This window comes from Pseudarthrobacter sp. NPDC058329 (assembly GCF_042879835.1).
Taxonomy (GTDB): Bacteria; Actinomycetota; Actinomycetes; order Actinomycetales; family Micrococcaceae; genus Arthrobacter.
Genome location: NZ_JBHVZR010000004.1, coordinates 239,771 through 263,356, shown reverse-complemented (window position 1 = coordinate 263,356; position 23,586 = coordinate 239,771). Strand labels below are relative to the sequence as shown.

Below are 23,586 nucleotides of genomic sequence, written 5' to 3'. Positions count from 1 at the left end.
TCCAACCCGGCGGATCCTGGCTACAAAAGCTATCCGGCCAAGGAGATAACCCATGAGCTCCGCCACTGACAGCCCCTCAAAAACCAGCCCTGCCAACGACAAAACCCCCACAGACGCCCCCGCCGAGGAAACCCCGGTTCCCGCCGGCAACATCGGTGCCGGTGTTACCGCTGACGAGGCAAGGGCGGTCGCCGAGGCCGCCCGCGAAAGCGGTTGGGACCGCCCCAGCTTCGCCAAGGGGCTCTACCTCGGCCATTTCGACCTCAGCCTTGTCCACCCTTGGCCCGCCGCGGATCCGGCGGACGTGGAACTCGGCGAGGCCTTTATGGTGCGGCTTACCGAATTCGCCCGCACCATGGACGGGCGGGTCATAGAGCGGGACTCCAAGATTCCCGACGAATACCTTCGGGGCCTCGCAGACCTTGGCGTCTTCGGGATGAAGATCCCGCAGGAATACGGCGGCCTGGGCTTGTCCCTGGTGTACTACGGCCGGGCGCTGGCCCTGCTCGGCAGCGTCCACCCCAGCTTGGGGGCGTTGCTTTCCGCGCACCAGTCCATCGGCGTGCCCGAACCGGTCAAGGTGTTCGGCACGCCGGAACAAAAGCGCAAATACCTGCCGCGGTGCGCTGCCGGAGCCATCACGGCATACCTTTTAACCGAACCGGACGTGGGCAGCGATCCCGCCCGGATGGGCAGTACAGCGGTCCCGACGGATGACGGCGGGTCCTACATTCTGGACGGCGTAAAACTTTGGACCACCAACGGGGTGATTGCCGAACTGGTGGTGGTGATGGCCGTGGTTCCGGCGCACACCGACGCTGACGGCACCAGGCACAAGGGTGGCATCAGCGCCTTTGTGGTGGAAATGGACTCTCCAGGCATCACCGTGGAAAACCGGAACGCCTTTATGGGGCTGCACGGTATCGAAAACGGAGTGACCCGGTTCCACCAGGTACGGGTCCCGGCAGCCAACCGGCTGGGACGCGAGGGCCAGGGCTTGAAGATCGCGCTCACCACGCTCAATACGGGCCGGCTTTCTATCCCAGGCCTTTGTGTCGGCTCAGGCCGCTGGAGCCTGAAGATCGCACGGGAGTGGTCCAATGCCCGCGTTCAGTGGGGCCAGCCGGTGGGCATGCACGAGGCCGTCAGCAAGAAGATTGCTTTCATCGCCGCATCTGCCTACGCTTTGGACGCCGTCTTTGAGCTCTCCGCAGAGCTTGCCGACGCCGGCCAGAAGGATGTGCGCATCGAAGCTGCCCTCGCGAAGCTGTGGTCCACCGAGATCAGCTGCCGAATCGCGGACGAACTGGTGCAGATCAGAGGCGGGCGGGGTTTTGAGACGGCGGAGTCGCTGGCGGCGCGCGGAGAACGCGCGGTACCGGCGGAGCAGCAACTGCGCGACCTCCGGATCAACCGGATCTTCGAAGGTTCCTCAGAGATCATGAAGCTCCTCATTGCCCGTGAAGCGGTGGACGCCCACCTGGCCGCCGCGGGCGACCTTGCCTCGCTCACCGCGAGCCTGCAGGACAAGGCGAAGGCCGCCGTCGGCGCTTCAGGCTTTTACGCCAAGTGGCTGCCCAAGCTCGTGGCCGGCGCGGGCATGGATCCGCGCTCGTACAGCGAGTTCGGACGGCTGGCCAAGCACCTGCGGTTCGTGGAAAGGTCTTCGCGCAGGCTGGCCCGCCAGACGTTCTACGGCATGGGGCGCTGGCAGGCGAACCTGGCGCACAAGCAGGCCTTCCTCGGCCGGGTAGTGGACATCGGAGCGGAACTGTTCGCCATGACCGCGTGCTGCTCGCGTGCGGAGATGCTGCTCCACACTTCCCCGGAAAAGGCGGCGAGCGCCTACGAACTCGCCGAGGCGTACTGCGAGCAGGCACACGTACGGGTGGATGAGTACTTCGACCAGCTGTGGCGGAACACGGACGACGGCGACCACCAACTGACCCGGAAGGTCCTCGCCGGCGACTACACGTGGCTGGAGGCCGGCGTCCTGGACCAGTCGGAAGGCACGGGTCCGTGGATCGCGGACGCCTCCCCCGGGCCCTCGCAAAGGGAAAACCTGCACCGCAACTACCGCTGACGCCACTGGTCACAAAATAGTAAGCATCCTTGCTATCTCTGCGTGCCGATGATTGAGTTGAACCATGAGCAGCTCAACGGACCCAGAGAACCTGCCCCCGCGACGCGCCCGGGAGGACGGCGACCGCAGCGGAAGCTACCGCGCCGCCGCGGCTGACGATGATGCCACGCGCACCTATGACCAGGCGCCGGCAGCAGACACCACGCCGACCTCCACGTACGACCGCGTGCCCGAGGCCCGCGCCGGGTCCGGCGCCTCCGCGGAACGGGACTATGTCCCTGGAGCCCCGCCAACTGCTGTGGATCCGAATCTGACGGACCGGCAGACCGCCGTCGCCCGGGAGAAGGAGCGGTTCGGCGGCATCAAGGTGGGCTCCGCATTCTTCGGCTGGCTGACCGCCACCGGCATGGCTGTGCTGCTGACCGCCCTCGTGGCAGCGGCCGGAACGGCTGTTGGCCTGGCGACCAACACGGACGTCAACGAGGCAGTAAACCAGGCAACCTCGAACAGCGGCACCGTTGGCCTGGTGGGCATCATCGTCCTGCTGGTCATCCTGCTCCTCTCCTACTACTGCGGCGGTTATGTGGCAGGACGCATGGCGCGCTTCAATGGCGCCAAACAGGGTCTCATGGTGTGGATCTGGGCGCTGATCGTAGCGGTCCTCGTTTCCATCCTGGGCCTGGTGGCCGGACAGCAGTTCAACGTGCTGGCCAACCTCAACAGCTTCCCGCGCATCCCCGTTAACGAAGGGGACCTCACCACCACCAGCATCATCGCCGCCGTTGTGGTGGCACTGGTGGCACTCGCCGGTGCTGTGCTCGGCGGACTGGCAGGCATGCGCTTCCACCGCAAGGTGGACCGGGCGGGCTTCACTCCTGTCCAGGATGACAACGACGAGTAGTCAGGCCAGAATCTTTCCGTCCACGTAGTACCAGCGGCCGTTTTCCCGGACGAACCGGCTCACCTCGTGATGCGTGCCGCGCTCGGTGCCGTGCCGGAACCAGGCCTTGAACTCCACCGTCCCCTGCACATCCAGTGGGCCGCCGCGGCTGGTGGACACGATGTCCAGGCGCCGCCACTGCAGGTCCGGGTCCAGGTCGAGGTTTGCGGGGGCTTCCTTCTGATGCCAGGTGCGCAGCAAATATGACCCATCCAGGAGCACAAAGGCGCTGTAACGGGACCGCATCAGCTGTTCTGCGGTGGCTGCTTCTGCCTCGCCGGAGTGAAACCGCCCGCAGCACACGCGGTACTGCTCGCCGGACAGGCACATGCAGTTTTCCAGTCCCCGGTCTTCAGCCATGACCTGATGTTGTCATATCGGGTAACAGCTTTGAAACAACGCCGGACGCGCCCCTCCGCCCGGCGGCACAGCCCAGCAAAATTCCGTAGGGTGGAGAAGGAGTTGTTGCCTCGGCAGAGGGACGCAGGTGCGGGCTTTACGGCCGGAAGAGAGGAGAGATGACGTGGAAAATCCGGATACGCTCATCCTCAACCTGACCTTTTTGGGCACCGTGGGAATGGCTGTCCTGATGTTCCTGGTCCTCTTCCTGCTTGGAGTGATCACGCTGGTGCTCGCTGGGCTGGGCAGGCTCGCCGCCATCACGCTGATGGCATTGTTCGGCCGGCGTGCCACCAGGGAAAGCATCCCCCGGGTCCGTTTGGCCGGCCCTGCCAGGACAAGGCACGACGACGGCACGCCGCCTGGCGCTGCCGGCCCCCCTGCGGCGGGCCCACCCGCGGTCAAGACCCCTAAACCCAAGCGCCCGCCCCGGGATTGGCGGGGTGCGCTCAAGCCGGCGAACCTCCGTTCGGCGCTGCGCACCGCCGTCGTACATCACCCCGCGGTGACGGCCGCACGGCCCGTACCCCCCGTCCTTGCCGAGGACTGGGCCTCCGCTGTCGCGGAGGCGGACGCGAGGGCAATGGCACGCGCGCGGGCGGCGGCACCCGAAATCAAACTGTCAGTCCGGGACCTGCCCGATCCCCGCGTGCCTGCCGACAAGGTGGTGGAGGTCGCTCCACTCGTGGAGTCGGCACTGGACAACCACCGCCCCGGCCGGGTGCCGCGGTCGTTCAAGAAGGCGCAGGCCCCGCGTCCAGTGACTCCGCTGGATACGGGATCGCTGGTGTCCCTATCCGGCCGGGCCCAGGTGCAAGCGCTCAAAGGCGCCGGTAAACAGCCCTTACCCTGAGCAACCATCTGGGTTAGCGTGAACCCCATGGAATTCAGATACCTCGGTAACAGCGGCTTCAAAGTCTCGGAAATCACCTTCGGCAACTGGCTGACGCACGGCTCCCAGGTCGAAAATGACGTCGCCTCCCAGTGTGTGCGGGCCGCCCTCGATGCCGGCATCAGCACCTTCGACACGGCAGACGTCTACGCCAACACCGCCGCGGAGACAGTGCTCGGCGAAGCCCTGAAGGGTGAGCGGCGCGAGTCCCTGGAGATCTTCACCAAGGTCTACGGGGCCACCGGCCCCAAAGGTAAAAACGATCTGGGCCTGTCCCGCAAGCACATCATGGAATCCATCAACGGTTCGCTGCACAGGCTGCAGACGGCATACGTGGACCTGTACCAGGCCCACCGCTACGACTTCGAAACCCCGCTCGAAGAGACGATGCAGGCGTTCGCGGACATTGTCCGGCAGGGCAAAGCCCTGTACATCGGCGTCAGCGAGTGGTCCGCCGATCAGCTTCGCGCCGGGCATGCGTTGTCCAAGGAACTCGGCTTCCAGCTCATCTCCAACCAGCCGCAGTACTCCATGCTGTGGCGCGTCATCGAGGCTGAGGTTGTGCCGGCGTCCGAGGAGCTGGGCGTGTCCCAGATCGTCTGGTCCCCCATGGCCCAGGGCGTCCTGAGCGGCAAGTACCTGCCCGGCCAGCCCGCACCGGACGGCAGCCGGGCCACGGACCAGAAGGGCGGCGCCAAGATGATTGAACGCTGGATGCGCGACGACGTCCTGGCCGGGGTCCAGGAGCTCAAGCCCGTCGCAGAGGAAGCCGGGCTTTCGATGCCGCAGCTGGCCGTGGCCTGGGTGTTGCAGAACCCGAACGTGGCTTCGGCCATCATCGGTGCTTCCCGGCCGGAGCAGATCGCAGACAGCGTGAAGGCGGCCGGGGTGAAGCTGGAGCCGGAAGTGCTGAAGAAGATCGACGCCGCCATCGGATCCCTCGCCGAACGTGATCCGGAGCAGACCAAGTCCCCGGCCAAGCGGGAACACTAAGCGGTGGGGGCCGCTTCGGAGCTGCCGGACCTCGCCGTCACCGGCTCCACAGGCGGCCTGGGCGGAATGGTGGCGCGGCAGCTCGCCGCGGCCGGCTCCGCCCAGCGCCTGCTGGTCCGTGACCCCGGACGCGCACCGGAACTGGAGAACGCTCCGGCAGCCGTGTGCAGCTACTCGGATTCCCCCTGCGGCGCGGGCGGCCCTGGAAGGCGTCAAGGTCCTGTTCATGGTGTCCGCCGCGGAAACCCGGGACCGGCTGCAGCAGCACCGCGGTTTTGTGGACGCTGCCGCGGCCGCGGGTGTCCAGCATGTGGTGTACACGTCGTTTTACGGCGCAGCACCGGATGCCACCTTCACGCTGGCCCGGGACCACTACGGCACGGAGCAGCACATCCGACATTCCGGGATGGACTACACCTTCCTCCGGGACAACTTCTACCTTGATTTCCTGCCGCTCCTGGCGGGCGGGGACGGTGTGATCCGCGGGCCTGCCGGCGACGGCGTGTTCTCCGGCGTCGCCCGGGAAGACATCGCGCGCTCCGCCGTGGCGGTCCTCCGCGACCCCGCCATTCACCGAGGCAGGACGTACAACCTGACGGGGCCCGAGGAGCTCACCCTGACGGACGCTGCCCGGATCCTGACCGAAGGAACCGGGCGTACCATCAGCTACCACCCGGAGACGGTGGAGGAAGCCTACGCATCCCGCGCCTCCTATGGCGCGCCGCCCTGGCAAGTGGACGCGTGGGTCAGCACCTATACTGCGATGGCAGCCGGGGAAATGGCAGGGATTTCGCCCGATATCCACGGGCTGACCGGGCAGGACCCGATCGGTCTCACCGAGTTCCTGAAGCATCCGCTGCTGTAGCAAATTCAGGCGTTGACGCGCTGGCGGGCCGGGCGTAAACCTGAGGCAGGGACCCTCCGGCCCGCCAAGCAGATCCCAGTCAGAATCGCAGCGCCATGACCCAGATCCAGCCGAACCCGCAGTCCACCCGTTCAACGGCAGCGCCCGGGAACGTGCAGGCCCCCGCAGTCCTTGCAGCGGGCCCAACTGCCGGCCCGCTGACCCCCGAAGAACTTCAGCTCGGCGCCCGCAACCATTCCATGCCCCTGGAAGCGCTCCGCCGCGACATCACTCCGCCCGGGCTCCACTACGTCCTCACACACTTCGACATCCCGTTTATCGACCCCGCCGCCTGGCACCTTCGGATCAACGGGGCAGTGGAGCGCGCCCTGGAGCTGCGCATGCCGGCGCTGAGGAAGGATCCCGCCATCACCGTGCCGGTCACTTTGGAGTGCGCGGGCAACGGCCGGTCGCTCCTGAAGCCCCGCCCGCTCAGCCAGCCGTGGATCCTTGAAGGAGTGGGCACGGCAGCCTGGACCGGCGTTCCGCTCGCCTATCTATTGGGCAAGGCCGGCGTCCTGCCGAACGCCGTCGAGGTGGTTTTCACGGGTGCGGATGCCGGGATCCAGGGCGGCGTCACCCAGCGGTACGCCCGGAGCCTGCCGATCCATGAGGCGATGCGCGCCGACGTCGTACTCGCTTACAAAATGAACGGCAACGAGCCGCCGCCCCAGCACGGCTACCCGCTTCGGCTGGTGGTCCCCGGCTGGTACGGCATGACGAGCGTGAAGTGGCTGGAATCCATCGAGGTGGTCACGGCGCCCTTTACCGGCTACCAGCAGGCGGTCGCGTACCGCTACCAGGACTCAGCGGACGACGCCGGTACGCCGGTTTCGCGGATCAGGGTGCGTTCGCTGATGGTCCCGCCGGGCATCCCCGACTTCTTCACCCGCAGCCGGGTGCTGCCGCGGGGTCCCGTGATGCTCCAAGGCAGGGCCTGGTCCGGGGCCGCGGCCGTAACTGCCGTGGAAGTGGGTATCGACGGCAAGTGGCTGCCCGCGCACCTGGAGGAATCTGCGGGCGGATTCGCCTGGCGCAAATGGACGCTGCCGTGGGTGGCTGACCCGGGCGAGCATGAGCTGTCCTGCCGCGCCACCGATGCCAGTGGCGCCACGCAGCCCCTGGAGCAGAACTGGAACTACCAGGGACTGGGCAATAACGTAGTTCAGCGGATCAGTGTTCGGGTGGAGTAGGGACGTTCGGGCTTGACCTGGCCTGGCTGACGCCCTTGGGCGGCTGGCCCCCTGCGCACCAGCCCCGGGCTATACTCGGTGCCAGCCATGACCAGCCTTCCTTCCTCCCCCGCCAGTGTCCGCATCGATGCGTGGCTGTGGGCCATTCGGGCCTACAAGACCCGCTCTGCGGCTACGGCGGCGTGCCGCGCCGGTCATGTAAGACTGAACGGCACCCCGGCAAAGGCGTCCGCGACACTGGTCAACGGCGAGACCGTGACGGTCCGGATGTCAGGCTACGAGCGCATCCTTGAGGTGCGCCGCCTGATCAATAAACGTGTTGGCGCGGAAGCTGCTTCCCATTGCTTCACCGACCACACGCCGCCGCGGCCTGTCGCTCCTGCGCTGGGCCTGCCCCAGCGGGACCGTGGCGCGGGCCGGCCTACCAAGAAGGACCGCCGCGAGATGGAACGTCTCCGCGGAGCTTAAGCGGCACCGCTGCGGCGGCCTTGGCTTAGCTGTTGATCCGCGTCCGGACGAGGTTGGCAAAGGGCAGCTTCCCGTATTCGTCAACGAAGGCGGAGTGGTAGTCCCCCTCGGCTTTGTTCAGGGCTTCGGCTGGCAGTTCCTTCCACGCGATGAGCAGTTGCCCGGCGTCCTTGAGTTGCCAGACGAGGCGGCCGTCCCAGTGCCCCGGTGGCTTGCCCTGCCCGAAGTCCAGGAACTCCTGGATTTGCCGCCGCAGGCCACGGTTGCCCTTGCTGCCTGGGCCGGCCTTGCCCATATAGAGGACGACGGCGGCGTCCACCCACTCCGCGGTCAGGGTTGGGTGGGGCAGGGACGGGTCCTTTTTCTTGAACACGCCAGCGGTGCTTTTCTTCAGGAAAACCGGCTGGAATCCTTCCGGCCGCAGGACCGCGAAGACGCCCGTTCCTTGCGGAACCCGCATGATCTCAAGGTCCTTAAATGACCTGAAGCCCGCAAAGCCGTCAGCTTTCAGGCCCTTCCTGGTGAACTGCATCCCTACATTGAACAGCAAGGCTTCGAAGCTTTGGCACTTTATCTAGAGCTGAGCGGTTTATCCACATAGGGCTGCAGGGTCCGTGCCCTTGCCCGGTCCTGCTGGAAGACTTTGGTTATGGAAGCGGATCAGGCGTTGGCGGGAGCAGTTGGGGCGGAGAACCGTGCTGGTCCTTCCATTGCTGATGTCCTTGAGTTGCTGGCTTCCGTTCCTGTCTCTGCTGATGGCCCGGGGATGATTGATCAGCTGCGGGATCTTGAGGACGTGAAGTCGGCGGCCGCCGCGAAGCAGGCACGGATCGCCGTCGCCTACGACCTCGCAAGGAGACAGGAGCAGGCTGCTGCAGGTGTCCCTGCCGGCGAACTCGGCGCCGGAGTGGGAGCCGAAATTGCCCTGGCCCGGCGTGAGTCCCCCGCCCGGGGCGGCAGGGTGCTTGGCTTGGGGAAAGCCCTGGTCACCGAGATGCCCCACACCCTCGCAGCCCTCGAGTCCGGGCAGCTGAACGAGTGGCGCGCCACCCTGCTGGTGCGAGAAACAACGTGCCTTGCAGTGGAGGACCGGTGCGCGGTGGACGAGGAACTCGCCGCGGACACCGGCACCTTCAACGGTTGCGGAGACCGGACGATCATCGCAGCCGTCAAAGCGGCGGCCTACCGCCGTGACCCGGGCTCGGTGGCGAAGCGGGCCAGCCACGCCATCACCGAGCGGACTGTCAGTCTCCGCCCGGCACCGGACACCATGACCCTCCTGACAGCACTGCTGCCCGTCGCCCAGGGTGTCGCCGCGTACTCGGCCCTCACCCAGCAGGTCGATGCCCTGAAGTCCGCCGGCGATGACCGGTCCAGGGGCGCGATCATGGCTGACGAACTGGTCGAACGCATCACCGGCACCCCAGGCGGCCTCACCGGTATCGACATTCAGCTCGTCATGACCGACCGCACCCTCTTCCAAGGCGACAGCGAACCAGCCCGCCTTCCCGGCTACGGCATCGTCCCGGCAGAGTGGGCCAGAAAAGCAGTCTTCGACGGAACGTTTGGTTCAGCGAGCACGGGCAGTAAAGCGTCCGGCTCCCGCAGCGGGGTCGCGCGAGCAGAAGTCCCAGAATCCGCCGGCACCTCGGGCAGGACCGAGCTCAACGTCTGGCTGCGACGGCTCTACACGGCCCCGGCCGACGGAGAACTGGTCGCGCTGGACTCCAAAGCCCGGCTTTTCCCGCCCGGGCTGAAACGCTTCCTCCAAGTCAGGGACGACACCTGCCGCACCCCCTACTGCGACGCGCCCATCCGCCACCACGACCACATCATCCCCTGGCACACCAACGGACCCACCACCAGCAGCAACGGTCAAGGCCTCTGCGAACCCTGCAACCACACCAAAGAAACCCCCGGCTGGACATCCCGAACCGTTACAGGACCAGGGCAACGGCACACAGTAGAACTCCACACCCCCACCGGCCACACCTACCGATCTACGGCCCCACCCCTGCCCGGCACTGCCGCGGCTGTTGCTGTTGCTGTTGCTGAGAAGGCAACCGCCCGCCGTCGGCGGAAACTGAGGCGCGGGGTCAAGTCGCTCAAACGCGCCAAGGTACGAATAGCGGCGTGAGTTCACGTTCATCGTTGGTTCCCTCTGCCCACCCCCAAGCGCGGAAGCGTAGAGTGGCCTAAGACGCCTGATTCTGGACGCCTTGCTGCTGAGGGAGAAATCGTGACGATTGACTGGGACGAAAAAAAGGCCCTGCTACAGGAACCGAACATCGCGAAGGTAACCCAGCTTTGCGACGAACTGATGGAAAAGAAGCCGGGCTCCACTGTTCCTTACATCGACCCGGTTCACGACGAAGATGAGTGCCGGATCGTCAGCCTGCAGGTCAGCCCCGGAAAGGGCACCGAATCGGGATTTGTCTCGCACTACAACGACGACGAAGCCGCGCGCCGCGCCACACAGATCTATGAACTCGCCGAGCTTGACTTCCGCTACGTCATGCCGTGGAATGCCTACCCCTGGGTCCGCGATCCGGGTATGCCGTCTGCCCTCAGCGTGCAGGAGAAGACCGACGGCCTGCGTCCCTTCCGCCAGTTCCTCAAAATCAATTCCCGTGTTTCCGCGATCATCGCCCACGGCACTGACGCCTCAACCTTCCTCACCCTGTTCGAGAAGACCTACCACTCGTCACTGAAGAACAGCGGCATCAAGGTGTACAAGGCAACGGCCCTTGGCGGCCGCGCGTTCGCCGTCTCGGAAGCCAAGCAGGAAGAGCTCCTGGCCAAGAGCGTGGATATCTACAAGGACGCCATGCAGCGGGCAGGCATCCAGCACCTCTAGCCTGCCCACGCCGATGGATGTGCTCGACTGGCTGCTCGACTCCGATCCCGCCATCCGCTGGCAGGTCCTGCGCGACCTCACCGACGCTCCCCCTCGCGAGATCCAGGCTGGGCGGGAGCGGGTCACCAACCAGGGCTGGGGCGCCAGGCTCCTCACCCTGCAGGGCACGGACGGACAATGGGCCGGAGGCACCTACTGGCCGGCAACCGACGATGACCCCGACAGCCAGCCCTGGACAGCGACCACCTACAGCCTCCTGCTCCTGCGGGACTTCGGCCTGGACCCCGCAAGCACCGAAGCCCGGCAGGCGATCGGCCTGGTCCGCGACAACAGCCGCTGGGAGGAAGGCAACCAGCCCTTCTTCGAGGGCGAAGTGGAGCCCTGCATCAACGGGATGACCGTGGCACTAGGCGCCTACTTCGGCGAAAAAGTCGATTCAGTCGTGGAGCGGCTGACCCGGGAACAGCTCGCCGACGGTGGATGGAACTGTGAGGCGGAGCGAGGTTCCACCCGGTCTTCGTTCCACACCACCATCTGCGTCCTCGAAGGGCTCCTGGAACACGAGCGCGCCACCGGCGGAACCACGGAGTCCCGGCAGGCCCGGCACCGCGGGGAAGAGTACCTCCTCGAGCGCGGGCTGCTGAGGCGCTATTCCACTGGTGAGCTGATCAGCGGAAACTGGCTGCTGTTTTCCTACCCCACCCGCTGGTTCTACGACGTCCTTCGCGGGGTGGACTACTTCCGGGCCACCTGCGGCAGCCGTGACCAACGACTGGAGGAGGCCGTTGAGGTGGTGCGGTCCAAGGTGCAGCCGGACGGCAGATGGTTGCTGGAAAACACCCACGCCGGCAAGGTCCACTTTCCGCTGGAGGACGGCGACGGACAACCAAGCCGGTGGAACACCCTGCGCGCGCTGAGGGTGCTGCGGTGGTACGACGGCACAAAAGCCGCTGAGCTCAGCCTTCCATCAACCTTCGGCGGTGCTTCAGCTCCTTGACCCACGCCCTGGTGACCAGGTCAGGAAATGGTGAGCCGCCGTCGTCGCGACCGTTTTGCCTGGCCACGCCGAGGCTCCGGAAGGCGCGACCGGACTCCAGGTCGGCGATCAGCGGGCCAGACGCCTTCAGCCCGATTTCCACAGCCTGGGCAGCCGTCCTGTCGGTAAGTCCAAGCTCTGTGGCCCAGCCCAGGAAGTGGCGGCGGGAGATCCCGGTCCGTTTTCCGTTCATGGCCAGGGCAAGGGATTTGTCGCCGTAAACCACTGTGGAGGGGATGTCGTACACCGGGGCGATCGTCCATTCCCCGTCAGGCTGCTGGACCATGGACACGTTCTTGGCGTGCAGGTCCCCGTTCCCGCTCAGCCATGCGTACGCCGCCTGGATCGCCAGGTTCCGAAGCGCGGGAAGCGGCGCTGAGCAGTAGTCGGCGAGCGCATGGCAGACCTGCCCGTACCCCACGTTGTACTTGTCCGCCGGGTAAAGCTTCAGCACCTGCGCTCCGTCCTCTACGGCGAGGCGCCGCACGGCCCCGGTCCCTGCTCCCGCCGCGGGTAAGCGGTCAAAGCGCTCCACGAGCAACCCGGGCCGGCCTGCCACATCGCGGATCAGCTGAACGCGGCTCAGCGGAATCCGAAGCTTGGCGGCGTAGCGGAACATCATCAGCTCGTTTTCCACGACATGCGGAAACTCGGGTGCATTGAGTTTGAGGATGAACTGACGCCCGGTGCTGGCCACCGGAACCGAAATCATTCCGGCGGACAGCTTGTCCTGTACCCCGGCCAGGGCTACAGGATCAATGACGTCCGGATCGCCGAGGAGCTGATCGAAGTCCAGGGGCCGTTGCGGATCCAGCTGGACGGCGTGATCATCCGGGTTCAAGGGTTCCCCGTGGCCCACGATTTGGACGTCGCCCACCGGATTCCCACCTGCTGCAATCAGGAGGGACAGGTCATCGTCCGCACTGGTCTTGATGGAACGGCGCAGGGCGTTGAGGCGGCGGCCCTCCGGCAGCAGCCCGGTGAAATAGGGCGGGGCGGCCCCCGCCCCGGATTGCACAGGTTCGGTCGAGAGCGGAAGTGACGTTGCGACGGCGGGGCCCTGGCTGGCAAGGTAGCCCGCCACATAGCTGAACCTGGTGCCGCCGTCGTGCCGTTCAAGCCGCGCGGCGAGCACGCCGGCCTTATAGATGTCCGCGATGCGGTGCCTCATCTCTCGGAGCCCCCGTCCGAAGTCAGCTTCGCCAGTGAGTGGGCTGCAGAGCCTGTTCGTGTGGTGGCCTTCAGTTCGAGGCCAAGCGTTTCAAGCACCGCGATCAGGGAATCCAGCTGGACGCTCGGTTTTCCCTGCTCAACGAAACGGACAAAGCGCTCGGAGACGCCCGCCAGCTGGGCGAGCTCGTGCTGCGTCAGCCGGAGAGACCCACGTCGGGCCCGAACCTCGGCGGCCAACCGGTCAGAGAAAGAGTTTGTGATGACGGACCTCCTAGGTACGAACGTGCCGGTCTGTACTATGATTGAAATGCTACAGCCGGCTGACGGTCCGGAACAGGGCCTCATCGGTACGGGCGTTCCGGTGAAAGCCAATAAGGGTTCCACCCTGGCCCCAAGTCCTCCTCAAGCAGTCGCAACGAGACAATCGTCGTCACCGAACTCTGCATTGACACCTGCTGTGACCCCTGCCATATTTAAGATGTGAACCTGTCAGACAGCCCGACAGCAGGACAGCCTGCAGCCCTTCCGCTCGCAAGGCTTAGTGCTGCCGAAGCGGTGTTCAACGCCCTCCGCCAGGACATCGAGTCCGAGCGGCTGGCAGTGGGCAGCAAACTCAGCTCGGAAGCAGCCCTTTCCCAGCAGTACGGGGTCAGCCGGTCAGTCATCCGCGAAGCTCTCCGCTCCTGCACCGCCCTTGGCCTCACGGTTACCAAAACGGGCAAAGGCACGTTCGTTATCGCGAAAAAGGTGGCAAACGACCTCACGCTCGGCCAATACTCTGCCCGGGACCTGACCGAAGCTCGCCCGCACATCGAGGTTCCCGCAGCCGGGCTGGCCGCTGAACGCCGGAGCCACGAAGAGCTGGAAACACTCCGCCACATCGTCGCCGCAATGACCACCGAAACCGATCCCGAGTCCTGGGTGGCCCTGGACTCGAGCTTCCATGCCGCCATCGCCCGCGCCAGCGGCAACAAGGTGTTTGCCAGCGTGGTTGCCGACATCCGCGGGGCCCTTGCCCATCAGTCCGAAACCCTGAACATGGTGGCAGACCGGCAGCACGCCTCCGACCTGGAACACCAGGAGATCCTGGCCGCCATCGAGGCCGGCTCGCCGAAGGCCGCGAGCAAAGCCATGGCCCGCCACCTGGCCGCCGTCGGCATCGCCCTCGATTCCATCCTGAACAACTAACGTCCACCACCGAACACACCTCCACCCAAGGACCCCATGCCCTCCCCTGCGCTTTCTGCTGCCCGCACACCTGCTCCGGCACTGCCGGCCCTTCCGCAGCACGCCCCGCTGGTCACCGCCATCCGCGACGGCCTCGTCGAAAGCGTGCACTACGGCTCGGCCATCGCCATGGCCGCAGACGGATCAACCGTGGCATCCGCGGGTGAGCCCTCAAAGCCGTTCTATCCGAGGTCCTCCCTCAAGCCCCTGCAGGCCGTCGCGATGGTCCGCGCCGGCCTTGAACTCCCGGCCGACCTCCTTGCCCTGGCAGCGGCAAGCCACTCCGGTGCGGCCAAGCACCGCGAAGGAGCGCTGCGCATCCTTGAGCTGCACGGGCTCAGCGTCAATGCCTTCGACAACAGCACCGACCTCCCCTACGGCGCCCGCGAGCGCGAGGAATGGCTGCGCACCGGCGGTGCGGCCACCCAGCTCACCCAGAACTGCTCCGGCAAGCACGCGGCCATGGCCGCCACCTGCGTGGTCAACGGCTGGCCGGTCCACGGCTATCTGGATCCCTCACACCCGTTGCAGCAGCTCGTCGCCAAAACCGTCAGGGACCTCACGGACGAGGAACCATTCACCGTCAGCACCGACGGCTGCGGCACCCCTCTGTTTGCCCTCACCCTGCAGGGCATGGCCCGCGCCTTCGGCCTCATCGCAGCCGCCGCGGGCACTGGTGCGTACGACGACGGCGGGCCGGTTCCCCGAAGCGCGGCAGCCGCCGTCGGACTCGCCATGCAGCAGCACCCGGACATGGTGGCCGGCGAAGGCCGCGACGTCACCGCCCTGATGCGCCTGCTCCCGGGCTCCGTGGCCAAGGACGGCTTTGAAGGCGTCCAGCTGGTGGGCCTGGCCGATGGCAGTGCCGTTGCCGTGAAAATTTCCGACGGCGGGGACCGCGCGCGGATGCCCGCCACGGTCAAGCTCCTCGAGGCGCTGGGCGTGGACACCGCACGCCTCTCCGGCATCGCAACTGCCCCGGTGCTGGGCGGCGGCCACCAGGTGGGCCTGCTGCAAGCCACCGACTTCCTGAACCACTCGTCCGAACCCGTCAACGAAGCCCTGTAAGGACCCATGACTACCATCGAAACCGCCGCAACCCTCGCAGACGCCGGCGTCCGCTCCGAACACGACCTGCTCGGAGACCGCAACGTTCCGGCCGACGCCTATTGGGGTGTCCACACCCTCCGGGCTGTGGAGAACTTCCCCATCACGGGCCAAAAGCTGGCCTCCAACACGCACCTGGTCCGCGGACTCGCAGCCGTCAAACTCGCTGCCGCCCGCACCAACCGTGAACTTGGGCTGCTGGATGCCGAACGCTCCGACGCCATCGAACAGGCGTGCCAGGACATCCTGGACGGCCTGCTGGCCGATCAGTTCGTCGTTGACGTCATCCAGGGCGGCGCCGGGACGTCGTCGAACATGAACGCCAACGAGGTCATTGCCAACCGCGCGCTGGAAATCCTGGGCCATCCCAAGGGCGACTACACCCGCCTGCACCCCAATGACCACGTGAACCTGTCGCAGTCCACGAACGACGTGTACCCCACGGCCGTGAAACTGGGCACGATTTTCGCTGCCCGGGAACTGCTCGACGCCCTGGCAGAACTCGAGGAAGCCTGCGCCTCCAAGGCGCTGGAATTCCGCACGGTGGTGAAGATGGGCCGCACCCAACTGCAGGACGCCGTGCCCATGACCCTGGGCCAGGAGTTCGGCACCTACGCCATCACCATCGGCGAGGACCGGCTCCGCCTCGCCGAGGCCGAACTGCTGATCCACGAAATCAACCTCGGCGCCACGGCCATCGGCACCGGGCTCAACGCCCCGGCCGGCTACGCCGAAACCGCCTGCCGGCATCTGGCCGGGATCACCGGCCTGCCGCTGGTCACCGCCCCGGACCTGATCGAAGCCACCCAGGACGTGGGCGCCTTCGTGCACCTTTCCGGAGTGCTGAAGCGGGTGGCCGTGAAACTCTCCAAAATCTGCAACGACCTCCGCCTGCTCTCCTCCGGCCCGCGCGCCGGCTTCGGCGAGCTCAACCTGCCGGCCGTACAGTCCGGCTCCTCCATCATGCCCGGCAAGATCAACCCGGTGATCCCGGAAGTTGTCTCCCAGGTGGCCTACGAGGTGATCGGCAACGATGTCACCATCACCATGGCCGCCGAAGCCGGGCAGCTCCAGCTCAATGCCTTCGAACCCGTCATCGTCCACAGCCTCCACAAGAGCATCTCCCACCTGGAAGCAGCCTGCCGCACCCTGACCGCCCGCTGCATCCGCGGCATCACCGCCAACACCGAGCATCTCCGCCGCACGGTGGAGCAGTCCATCGGCCTGGTCACCGCCCTCAATCCCCATCTGGGCTACGCCACCGCCACCGCGATCGCCCAGGAAGCGCTCGCTACCGGCAAGGGCGTGGCCGAACTTGTCCTCGAGCACGGCCTCCTGACGAGCACCCAACTCCAGGAACTCCTCAGCCCCGAACGCCTCGCCAACCTCAGCAAGTAAGGACTCCCCATGACAAACTCCCCCATCACGGACCACACCGTCCCGCCCCAGGCGCATGCCTCCGAGTCGGCCCTGCACGCCGAGGACAAGGGTTACCACAAGAACCTCAAGCCGCGGCAGATCCAGATGATCGCCATCGGCGGCGCGATCGGCACCGGCCTGTTCCTCGGCGCCGGCGGCCGCCTCAACGCCGCGGGTCCGTCACTGGTCATCGCCTACGCGGTGTGCGGCTTCTTCGCGTTCCTCATCCTCCGGGCACTGGGTGAACTGGTGCTGCACCGCCCCTCGTCGGGCTCGTTCGTGTCCTACGCCCGTGAATTCTTCGGCGAAAAGGCCGCGTTTGTTTCCGGCTGGTTCTACTGGATCAACTGGGCCACCACCACCATTGTGGACATCACCGCCGCCGCTCTCTACATGAACTTCTTCGGCAACTACATTCCCTGGATGGCAGCCGTCCCGCAGTGGGCCTGGGCGTTGATTGCCCTCGTGGTGGTCCTGGCACTGAACCTGGTCTCCGTGAAGGTCTTCGGCGAAATGGAATTCTGGTTCGCCCTGATCAAGGTGGCCGCCCTGGTGGTCTTCCTCATCGTCGGCACCTACTTCGTCATCTTCGGCACCCCCGTGGACGGCCAGCAGGTGGGCTTCAGCCTCATCGCGGACAACGGCGGCATCTTCCCCAACGGCCTGCTCCCCATGATCATCCTGATGCAGGGCGTGCTGTTCGCCTACGCCTCCATCGAGCTTGTGGGCACCGCCGCCGGCGAAACCGAGAACCCGGAAAAGATCATGCCCAAGGCCATCAACTCCGTTGTCTTCCGCATCGCCGTCTTCTACGTGGGCTCGGTCATCCTGCTGGCCCTGCTGCTGCCCTACACCTCCTACGAAAAGGGCGTCAGCCCCTTCGTGACGTTCTTCGGCTCCATCGGCATCCAGGGCGTAGACGTCATCATGAACCTCGTGGTGCTTACCGCCGCACTGTCCTCCCTGAACGCCGGCCTGTACTCCACCGGCCGCATCCTGCGCTCCATGTCCGTCAACGGCTCCGCCCCCAAATTCGCCTCCCGCATGAACAAGGCCGGCGTCCCCTATGGCGGCATCGCCATCACCGCCGGCGTCTCTTTGCTGGGCGTCCCGCTGAACTACCTCGTGCCGGCCGACGCCTTCGAAATCGTCCTCAACGTCGCCTCGGTGGGCATCATCATGACCTGGGCAACCATCGTGCTGTGCCAGATCCAGCTCAAGCGCTGGGTGGACAAGGGCTGGCTCAAGCGCCCCTCGTTCCGGATGTTCGGCGCCCCGTACACCGGGTACCTCTCACTGCTCTTCCTGGTGGGCGTGCTGGTGATGGTGTTCATCGAATCCCCGCTCACCATGCTTGTCACCGCCATCGCTTCCGTCCTGATGGTGTTCGGCTGGTTCGCCTGCCGCAAACGCATCCGCGAGATCGCCGAGACCCGCGAAGGCTTCACCGGGATCGCACCCGTGGTCGCCAACCCGCCGTCGGAGACCTTCAAGAAGTAGTCCCGTTCCATAACGCACGACGGCGGCACCCAGGTTCCGGAGCTACAGAACCCGGGTGCCGCCGTCGTTGTTATCTGGGCAGTTGCGGAGCTATGGCGAGGGTTTGACCACCAATGCCGACCCGCCGCCACGCCTGACGGGCTCGGCGGCTGCCACTGTTCGTCCGTCGGGAAGGAACTCAACGGCCGTGGCGGCACCGAGTTCGGCTACGGAGCTGAACGCCGGATGTCCGTACTCCTTGAGCTGGGCCTCGTAGGCTGCGATGAACGCCGGCTCAGCCTGCGGCGTTGCCGAGTTGCGCTGCGAGGCGCGCGGGGCGGCGAGGGCGTCAGAGATACTCATGCCGAGGTCGATCCGGTTGATGAGTGTCTGCAGCACCGTGGTGATGATGGTTGCGCCGCCAGGTGAACCGAGCGCAACGAAAGGCTTGTCGTCCTTCAGCACGATCGTAGGCGACATTGACGAGCGCGGCCGCTTGCCCGGCTGGATGCGGTTGGGATCCGTTTCGCTGTACACCGGGGAGAAGTCCGTCAGCTCATTGTTGAGGATGAAGCCGCGGCCGGGGACCACAATGCCGGACCCGCCCGTCTGCTCAATGGTGAGGGTGTACTCCACCACGTTGCCCCATTTGTCGGACACGGTGAGGTTGGTGGTGTTGATGTTCTCGGTGTCGGAAGTGTCGGTGAGCGCCGCCGGTTCAACCGGACAGGTGCCGTCGTAAGAATTGACGTCTCCCGCGGCCACGGGTTTCGGCGCGGCCTTGGCCGGATCAATCTCGCACGCCCGTTCCTTGCCAAAGACCGGGTCCAGCAGTTCCTCGGTGGGGACGTCCACAAAAGCGGGGTCGCCCACATACTTGCCGCGGTCCGCGAAGGCCAATGCGCCCGCTTCAAGGTAGTGATGCAGGACCTTGGGCTTGTCGTTGGCCAGCGCGGGAAGGTCGAACACCTCGAGGATGTTCAGCGCCTCGCCAACGGTGGTGCCGCCACTGCTGGACGGCGCCATGCCGTAGACGTCGTAGCCGCGGTAGTTCACATGGGTGGGATCCTGGTCCAAAGCCTTGTAGTCGTCAAGGTCATCGGTTGTCATAACGCCTGCAGGTCCGGGCAAAGTGTTGGGATCCGGGTTGCTGGGTGCGTTCCGGACCGTGGTGACGATCTCCTCCGCTATTGGGCCTTCATAGAAGGCGTCCGTTCCTTCCTGGCCCAGGACACGATATGTCTGCGCCAGGTCCGGGTTCTTCAGGATGGAACCGACTACCGGAAGCTGGCCTCCCGGGAGGAACAGCTCGGTGGTCGCGGCGAATGGCTTGAAGCGCTCATCATTCTCATCAGTCTGCTGGCGGAACGTTTCGTCCACCACAAAGCCGTCCGTTGCCACCTCGATGGCGGGCTGCAGGGCCTCGGCGAGATCCAGGCTCCCCCAACGGTCCAGAGCACGCTCCCAGGTGGCCGGTGTACCGGGCACTCCTACAGACATGCCGCTGGTGGCCTGCTTGATGAACGGATAAGCCTCGGTGGTGCCGGGCTTAACGAAGGCATCCCGAGGCATCGCAGCGGGGGCAGTTTCCCGACCGTCGATGGTGCTGACGGTCCCCCTCCTGGCGTCGTAGAAAACGAAGTAGCCGCCCCCGCCGATACCAGCGGAATAGGGTTCGGTCACGCCCAGGGTGGCAGCTGCCGCGACTGCGGCATCAACGGCGTTTCCGCCCTTGCGGAGGACTTTCAGGGCCGCCGCGGAGGCGTCCAGGTCCACGGTGCTCACGGCGCCGCCGTAGCCTGTGGCGGTAGGGGTCTTTTTGGCCTCATCGGCCTGCCCCGAGTGGGCAGCGGCCGGACTAACCAACGCTCCTGTGGTTACGCTCATAGCCAGCGCCGCCGTCATGGCTGCAAGCCGGCGTCCCAGATTTGGCATGATTGCTCCTGAACGGGTTTGAGTGATGTGCGTCACAGGGTACTCCTCGCGCCTGGGACACTCAACGGCTGGTGCTACCCGGGCCGGTCCACCGGGACGCGTCACGCAACGGCAGGGCAACCTCCCTGCCAGGGCGGATCGCATATGCTTCCTGTGCAGCCACGGCTGCGGGCACCACGGATGGCACCCATGCAGTTCAACGACGAACCAAACCGGGAGACGGTATGACCAACTGGCGGATCAGGGACTTCCACTCAGCGGACCTCGACGGGATCCTGCACCTCTGGGAGACCCTCAAGTCCCACAACGTCGAACCCGTATACGCACTGTCCGAAGTCCTGGCGTCCTGCGAGAAGGACCACGCCGTGGTGGCGGTGCAGGGTGACCAGGTGGTGGGCGCCGCCGTCGGCCGCGCCGCGCACGACCAGGGCTGGATCGTCTTCCTTGCCACCCTTCCTGAGTACCGCGGCCGCGGCATCGGCACCTCACTGCTGGCCGCCGTCGAAAACCGCATGGCCCCGCACGGGCTCAACAAGCTCTCCGCGCTGATGCCCGAGTCTGAAACCCGCGTGGAGGCCTTCCTGGGCCGCGGCTTCGCGCTCAAGAAAAACCTGCGCTACTTCGAGCGGACCATCCCCGTCCAGCGCCAGGAACTCGGTGCGCTGGGACAGCTCGGGGGACGCGTGCTGGCCCGGGACCTGTGGGAAAACGTGGCCGGCATGCGCAAGGAAAAGGAACTGCTCGAGCGCCGGCTCGTCCTTCCCCTCGCGGAAGCGGACCTCGCCGACGAATTCGGCGTCGTGCCGCCACGCGCCGTTGTACTCTTTGGCCCGCCCGGCACCGGCAAAACCACCTTCGCCAAGGCCATCGCCTCCCGCCTGGAATGGCCCTTCGTCGAAGTATTCCCCTCCCGGCTCGCCGCGGATCCGCAGGGCCTGGCCGGGGCGCTGCGCGAAACCTTCCTCGAAATCGCGGAGCTGGAGCACGCCGTCGTGTTCATCGACGAGGTGGAGGAGATCGCCTCCCAGCGGTCCGGGGAGCCGCCTTCGCCGCTGCAGGGCGTAACGAACGAGTTGCTCAAGATCATCCCCGCGTTCCGGGAACAGCCCGGCCGCCTGCTGGTCTGCGCCACAAACTTCATCCGCGCCCTGGACACCGCTTTCCTCCGCCACGGCCGCTTCGACTACGTCATCCCCATCGGGCTCCCCGACCGGCAGGCCCGCGAAGCCATGTGGCAACGCTTCATCCCGGCGCCCGTGGTGGACGCCGTGGACGTGGAACTGCTCGTCGAACGCACCGAAGGCTTCTCCCCCGCGGACATCGAGTATGCCGCCCGCAGCGCCTCCCAGCGCGCGCTGGAGAAGGCAGTGTACGACGACGGCGGGCTGGCGTCCGGCGGCACGCTTTCCGTCCGCGAGGCGGTGCGGAGGGGACCGTCCACCCAGGATTACCTCGACGCCATCGGTGAAACCCGGACCACCGTCAGCGCCGAAGTCCACCAGGACTTCCTGGAGGACATCGACGCCCTCGGCCGCGTGTAGTTTTTACTTATGTCTTCCAACCCCCTCCGGCATGCCATGGCACGCATGGGCGGCCGCGATCCGCATGAAAAGCACAGGGCAGCCACGCCGCTTGAACTCTTCTTCGACCTGACGTTTGTGATTGCCTTCGGCGTGGCTGGCAGCCAGTTTGCGCATGAAATCGCTGAAGCGCACTTCATTCCCGGCCTGCTGGGCTTCTCCTTTGCGATGTTCGCCGTCATCTGGGCCTGGATCAACTTCACCTGGTTCGCCAGCGCCTATGACACTGACGACTGGATCTTCCGCGTGGTCACCATGGTCCAGATCGTGGGAGTCCTGATCCTCGCCATGGGAATCGAGCCCATGTTCCGTTCACTGGTGGAAGGCGACCATGTCGATAACGCGGTGATCGTGGGCGGCTATGTGATCATGCGGCTCGCGCTGGTGGCGCAGTGGCTGCGGGCAGCCAGGCAGGATCCCGCGCGGCGCAGCACATGCCTGCGCTACGCCAGGTACCTCGCGCTGGTGCAGCTCGGATGGATTGCGGTACTGATCATTGAGGCCGACGTTCCCACCACGCTCATTATGATTGTGCCCCTGATCGCGCTGGAGATGGCCACCCCCTATGCCGCCGAGCGAAAAGCCAAAACACCGTGGCACGCACATCACATTGCCGAGCGGTACGGGCTGCTGGCCATCATCGCCCTCGGCGAATGCCTCATCGGCGCCATCGAAACCCTCCGTGCCATCGTTGCCAACCATGGCTGGAGCGTCGACGCTGCACTGGTCGGCTTTGGCGGCACCGCCCTGGCCTTCGCCATGTGGTGGACCTACTTCATGCTGCCTGCCGGACGGGCGCTGCACCTGCGCCGGCACCGGTCGTTCCTCTTCGGCTACGGCCACATCCCCATCTTCGCCGCGATAGCGGCCACGGGTGCCGGCCTGCATGTGGCCGCCTACTACATTGACCACGAGGCCCACATCAGCGGCGCGGTGGCCGTGGCCAGCATTGCCGTTCCGGTGGCACTGTTCAAGGGCTCCTTGACCTGGCTGTACAGCGTCATGGTTGGGCCGGACCGCACCGTCATCACCGTGGCCGCCATCGTGCTGACGGCACTGGCGGCGGCGGTTGGGCTGGCTGCCGCCGGGGTTTCGGTTCCGGTGTGCCTGCTGGTGATTGTGCTGGCTCTCGGCCTGTCAATTGTCATTGACGAGCGCCGCGGCTCGGAGCGGCTGCATCACGCCCTGGAGAAGCTGGAGGCCGGGACTACTGCTTCCCGCCCGTCCTAGCATCCGAGGCCGCGTCACCCGCGGCATCCGGCTCCCCGTAGGACAAGTTCTCGTAGTCCGTGGTGTCTTCCTCATCCAGCTGGTCGTCCAGCTCCTCCAGCAGCCACGGATTCACCCGGGCGAGGATTTTCCGAACTTCCTCCACCTCGACGGCGGCGTACAGCACAGGACGCGCATCGCGGTACTTGGTGACGGGCGGCTTGTCAGGCCATTTCTCAGCCAGTGCTTTGACCCGTTCGGGCAACGAGTTGTGGGCGTTGTCCGCGATTTTGACCAGGGCGGCATCATGGTCCTCGGCAATCTCGCGGATCCCGGCCTGATAGTCGTCCGGGTTGCCGTGCAGCCGGGTGGTGACGCGTTCAATGATCTCCACCGCCCGCTCGGAGACGCCCATGTCCAGCAGGGCCTGGCGGGTGATGGGAGTGTCCTCGGCAATGTCGTGAAGGTACCCCGCGATCCGGATGTCGTCGTCGAAATCGGCGAGGGCGTCTCCAACGGCGAGGACATGCTCCCGGTACGGGCGCTTCAGTTTGTCCTTCTGCCGGTTGTGGGCAACCTCGGCAAGGACCTTGGCGGTCTCTACCGTAAATTTGGGCGCCGGGCTCTGCTCCGCGGCCTGCTGGTCTGACATGTTCTAAGCCTAGGCGGAACAGACGGCCCGGGCTCAACCG

Annotated in this window: 21 protein-coding genes and 1 pseudogene; 16 read left to right on the top strand and 6 right to left on the bottom strand. The window is 65.8% G+C overall.

Annotated elements, in window-relative coordinates; all coding sequences use genetic code 11:
• Positions 1–52 precede the first annotated feature (52 nt).
• On the top strand, positions 53–2,083 hold the full coding sequence (locus ACFVYC_RS08655; protein ID WP_387548990.1) for an acyl-CoA dehydrogenase family protein: 2,031 nt from the start codon (positions 53–55) through the stop codon (positions 2,081–2,083).
• A gap of 64 nt (positions 2,084–2,147) precedes the next feature.
• Positions 2,148–2,984 carry a hypothetical protein gene (locus tag ACFVYC_RS08650; protein ID WP_387548988.1) on the top strand — a complete coding sequence of 279 codons (837 nt, stop codon included), beginning with the start codon at positions 2,148–2,150 and terminating at the stop codon, positions 2,982–2,984.
• Here ACFVYC_RS08650 and ACFVYC_RS08645 read toward each other — a convergent pair whose 3' ends face one another.
• Positions 2,985–3,383, bottom strand: coding sequence for a YchJ family protein (locus tag ACFVYC_RS08645; RefSeq protein ID WP_387548986.1), 399 nt, complete (start codon positions 3,381–3,383; stop codon positions 2,985–2,987).
• Between the two features lie 163 nt (positions 3,384–3,546).
• On the opposite strand from ACFVYC_RS08645, the gene ACFVYC_RS08640 reads away from it, so the two are divergent.
• The 5 genes and pseudogenes from ACFVYC_RS08640 to ACFVYC_RS08620 all read left to right on the top strand — a co-directional run bounded on the left by ACFVYC_RS08640 (position 3,547) and on the right by ACFVYC_RS08620 (position 7,872).
• The gene (locus ACFVYC_RS08640; RefSeq protein WP_387548985.1) at positions 3,547–4,275 is read left to right on the top strand and encodes a hypothetical protein; all 729 of its coding nucleotides are present in this window, start codon (positions 3,547–3,549) and stop codon (positions 4,273–4,275) included.
• A gap of 27 nt (positions 4,276–4,302) precedes the next feature.
• Complete coding sequence (locus ACFVYC_RS08635; protein ID WP_387548983.1) at positions 4,303–5,307, top strand: aldo/keto reductase family protein; 1,005 nt, start codon at positions 4,303–4,305, stop codon at positions 5,305–5,307.
• 66 nt (positions 5,308–5,373) lie between these two features.
• Positions 5,374–6,172: pseudogene (locus ACFVYC_RS08630) on the top strand (SDR family oxidoreductase).
• Between the two features lie 95 nt (positions 6,173–6,267).
• Positions 6,268–7,404, top strand: a complete 1,137-nt coding sequence (locus ACFVYC_RS08625) for a sulfite oxidase (protein ID WP_387548981.1) — start codon at positions 6,268–6,270, stop codon at positions 7,402–7,404.
• A gap of 87 nt (positions 7,405–7,491) precedes the next feature.
• Positions 7,492–7,872, top strand: coding sequence for an RNA-binding S4 domain-containing protein (locus ACFVYC_RS08620; protein WP_387548979.1), 381 nt, complete (start codon positions 7,492–7,494; stop codon positions 7,870–7,872).
• A gap of 25 nt (positions 7,873–7,897) precedes the next feature.
• Here the strand turns inward: ACFVYC_RS08620 and ACFVYC_RS08615 are convergent, their stop codons facing one another.
• Positions 7,898–8,404, bottom strand: a complete 507-nt coding sequence (locus tag ACFVYC_RS08615; protein WP_387548977.1) for a hypothetical protein — start codon at positions 8,402–8,404, stop codon at positions 7,898–7,900.
• Positions 8,405–8,521: 117 nt separating this feature from the next.
• On the opposite strand from ACFVYC_RS08615, the gene ACFVYC_RS08610 reads away from it, so the two are divergent.
• The 3 genes from ACFVYC_RS08610 (at position 8,522) to ACFVYC_RS08600 (ending at position 11,726) form a co-directional block, all read left to right on the top strand.
• Complete coding sequence (locus ACFVYC_RS08610) at positions 8,522–10,009, top strand: HNH endonuclease (protein WP_387548975.1); 1,488 nt, start codon at positions 8,522–8,524, stop codon at positions 10,007–10,009.
• Positions 10,010–10,111: 102 nt separating this feature from the next.
• A complete protein-coding gene (locus ACFVYC_RS08605) occupies positions 10,112–10,729 on the top strand; it encodes a uracil-DNA glycosylase (RefSeq protein ID WP_387548973.1) in 618 nt (205 codons plus the stop codon).
• A gap of 13 nt (positions 10,730–10,742) precedes the next feature.
• Positions 10,743–11,726, top strand: a complete 984-nt coding sequence (locus ACFVYC_RS08600) for a hypothetical protein (protein WP_387548971.1) — start codon at positions 10,743–10,745, stop codon at positions 11,724–11,726.
• Here the strand turns inward: ACFVYC_RS08600 and ACFVYC_RS08595 are convergent.
• Entirely contained in the window at positions 11,686–12,936 is a 1,251-nt protein-coding gene (locus ACFVYC_RS08595) for a type II toxin-antitoxin system HipA family toxin (RefSeq protein ID WP_387548969.1), read from the bottom strand. The genes ACFVYC_RS08600 and ACFVYC_RS08595 overlap by 41 nt on opposite strands.
• A complete protein-coding gene (locus ACFVYC_RS08590; RefSeq protein ID WP_387548967.1) occupies positions 12,933–13,175 on the bottom strand; it encodes a helix-turn-helix transcriptional regulator in 243 nt (80 codons plus the stop codon). The genes ACFVYC_RS08595 and ACFVYC_RS08590 overlap by 4 nt, the downstream gene beginning before the upstream one ends.
• Positions 13,176–13,418: 243 nt before the next feature.
• On the opposite strand from ACFVYC_RS08590, the gene ACFVYC_RS08585 reads away from it, so the two are divergent.
• The 4 genes from ACFVYC_RS08585 to ACFVYC_RS08570 are packed head-to-tail and all read left to right on the top strand — an operon-like array spanning position 13,419 to position 18,191.
• Complete coding sequence (locus tag ACFVYC_RS08585; protein WP_387548966.1) at positions 13,419–14,126, top strand: FadR/GntR family transcriptional regulator; 708 nt, start codon at positions 13,419–13,421, stop codon at positions 14,124–14,126.
• A 36-nt stretch (positions 14,127–14,162) separates the two neighbouring features.
• A complete protein-coding gene (locus ACFVYC_RS08580) occupies positions 14,163–15,233 on the top strand; it encodes an asparaginase (RefSeq protein WP_387548964.1) in 1,071 nt (356 codons plus the stop codon).
• A 6-nt stretch (positions 15,234–15,239) separates the two neighbouring features.
• Positions 15,240–16,670: an aspartate ammonia-lyase gene (locus tag ACFVYC_RS08575; protein ID WP_387548962.1), complete on the top strand. Its 1,431-nt coding sequence runs from the start codon at positions 15,240–15,242 to the stop codon at positions 16,668–16,670.
• Between the two features lie 9 nt (positions 16,671–16,679).
• Entirely contained in the window at positions 16,680–18,191 is a 1,512-nt protein-coding gene (locus tag ACFVYC_RS08570) for an amino acid permease (protein WP_387548960.1), read from the top strand.
• A 90-nt stretch (positions 18,192–18,281) separates the two neighbouring features.
• Here the strand turns inward: ACFVYC_RS08570 and ggt are convergent, their stop codons facing one another.
• Positions 18,282–20,105, bottom strand: a complete 1,824-nt coding sequence (gene ggt / locus ACFVYC_RS08565) for a gamma-glutamyltransferase (protein WP_387548959.1) — start codon at positions 20,103–20,105, stop codon at positions 18,282–18,284.
• A 224-nt stretch (positions 20,106–20,329) separates the two neighbouring features.
• Here ggt and ACFVYC_RS08560 point away from each other — a divergent pair, with 224 nt between their 5' ends.
• Entirely contained in the window at positions 20,330–21,646 is a 1,317-nt protein-coding gene (locus ACFVYC_RS08560; protein ID WP_387548957.1) for an ATP-binding protein, read from the top strand.
• A gap of 9 nt (positions 21,647–21,655) precedes the next feature.
• Positions 21,656–22,915: a low temperature requirement protein A gene (locus ACFVYC_RS08555; protein ID WP_387548955.1), complete on the top strand. Its 1,260-nt coding sequence runs from the start codon at positions 21,656–21,658 to the stop codon at positions 22,913–22,915.
• Here the strand turns inward: ACFVYC_RS08555 and ACFVYC_RS08550 are convergent.
• Positions 22,893–23,546, bottom strand: a complete 654-nt coding sequence (locus tag ACFVYC_RS08550; protein ID WP_387548953.1) for a phosphohydrolase — start codon at positions 23,544–23,546, stop codon at positions 22,893–22,895. The genes ACFVYC_RS08555 and ACFVYC_RS08550 overlap by 23 nt on opposite strands.
• Between the last annotated feature and the right edge of the window lie 40 nt (positions 23,547–23,586).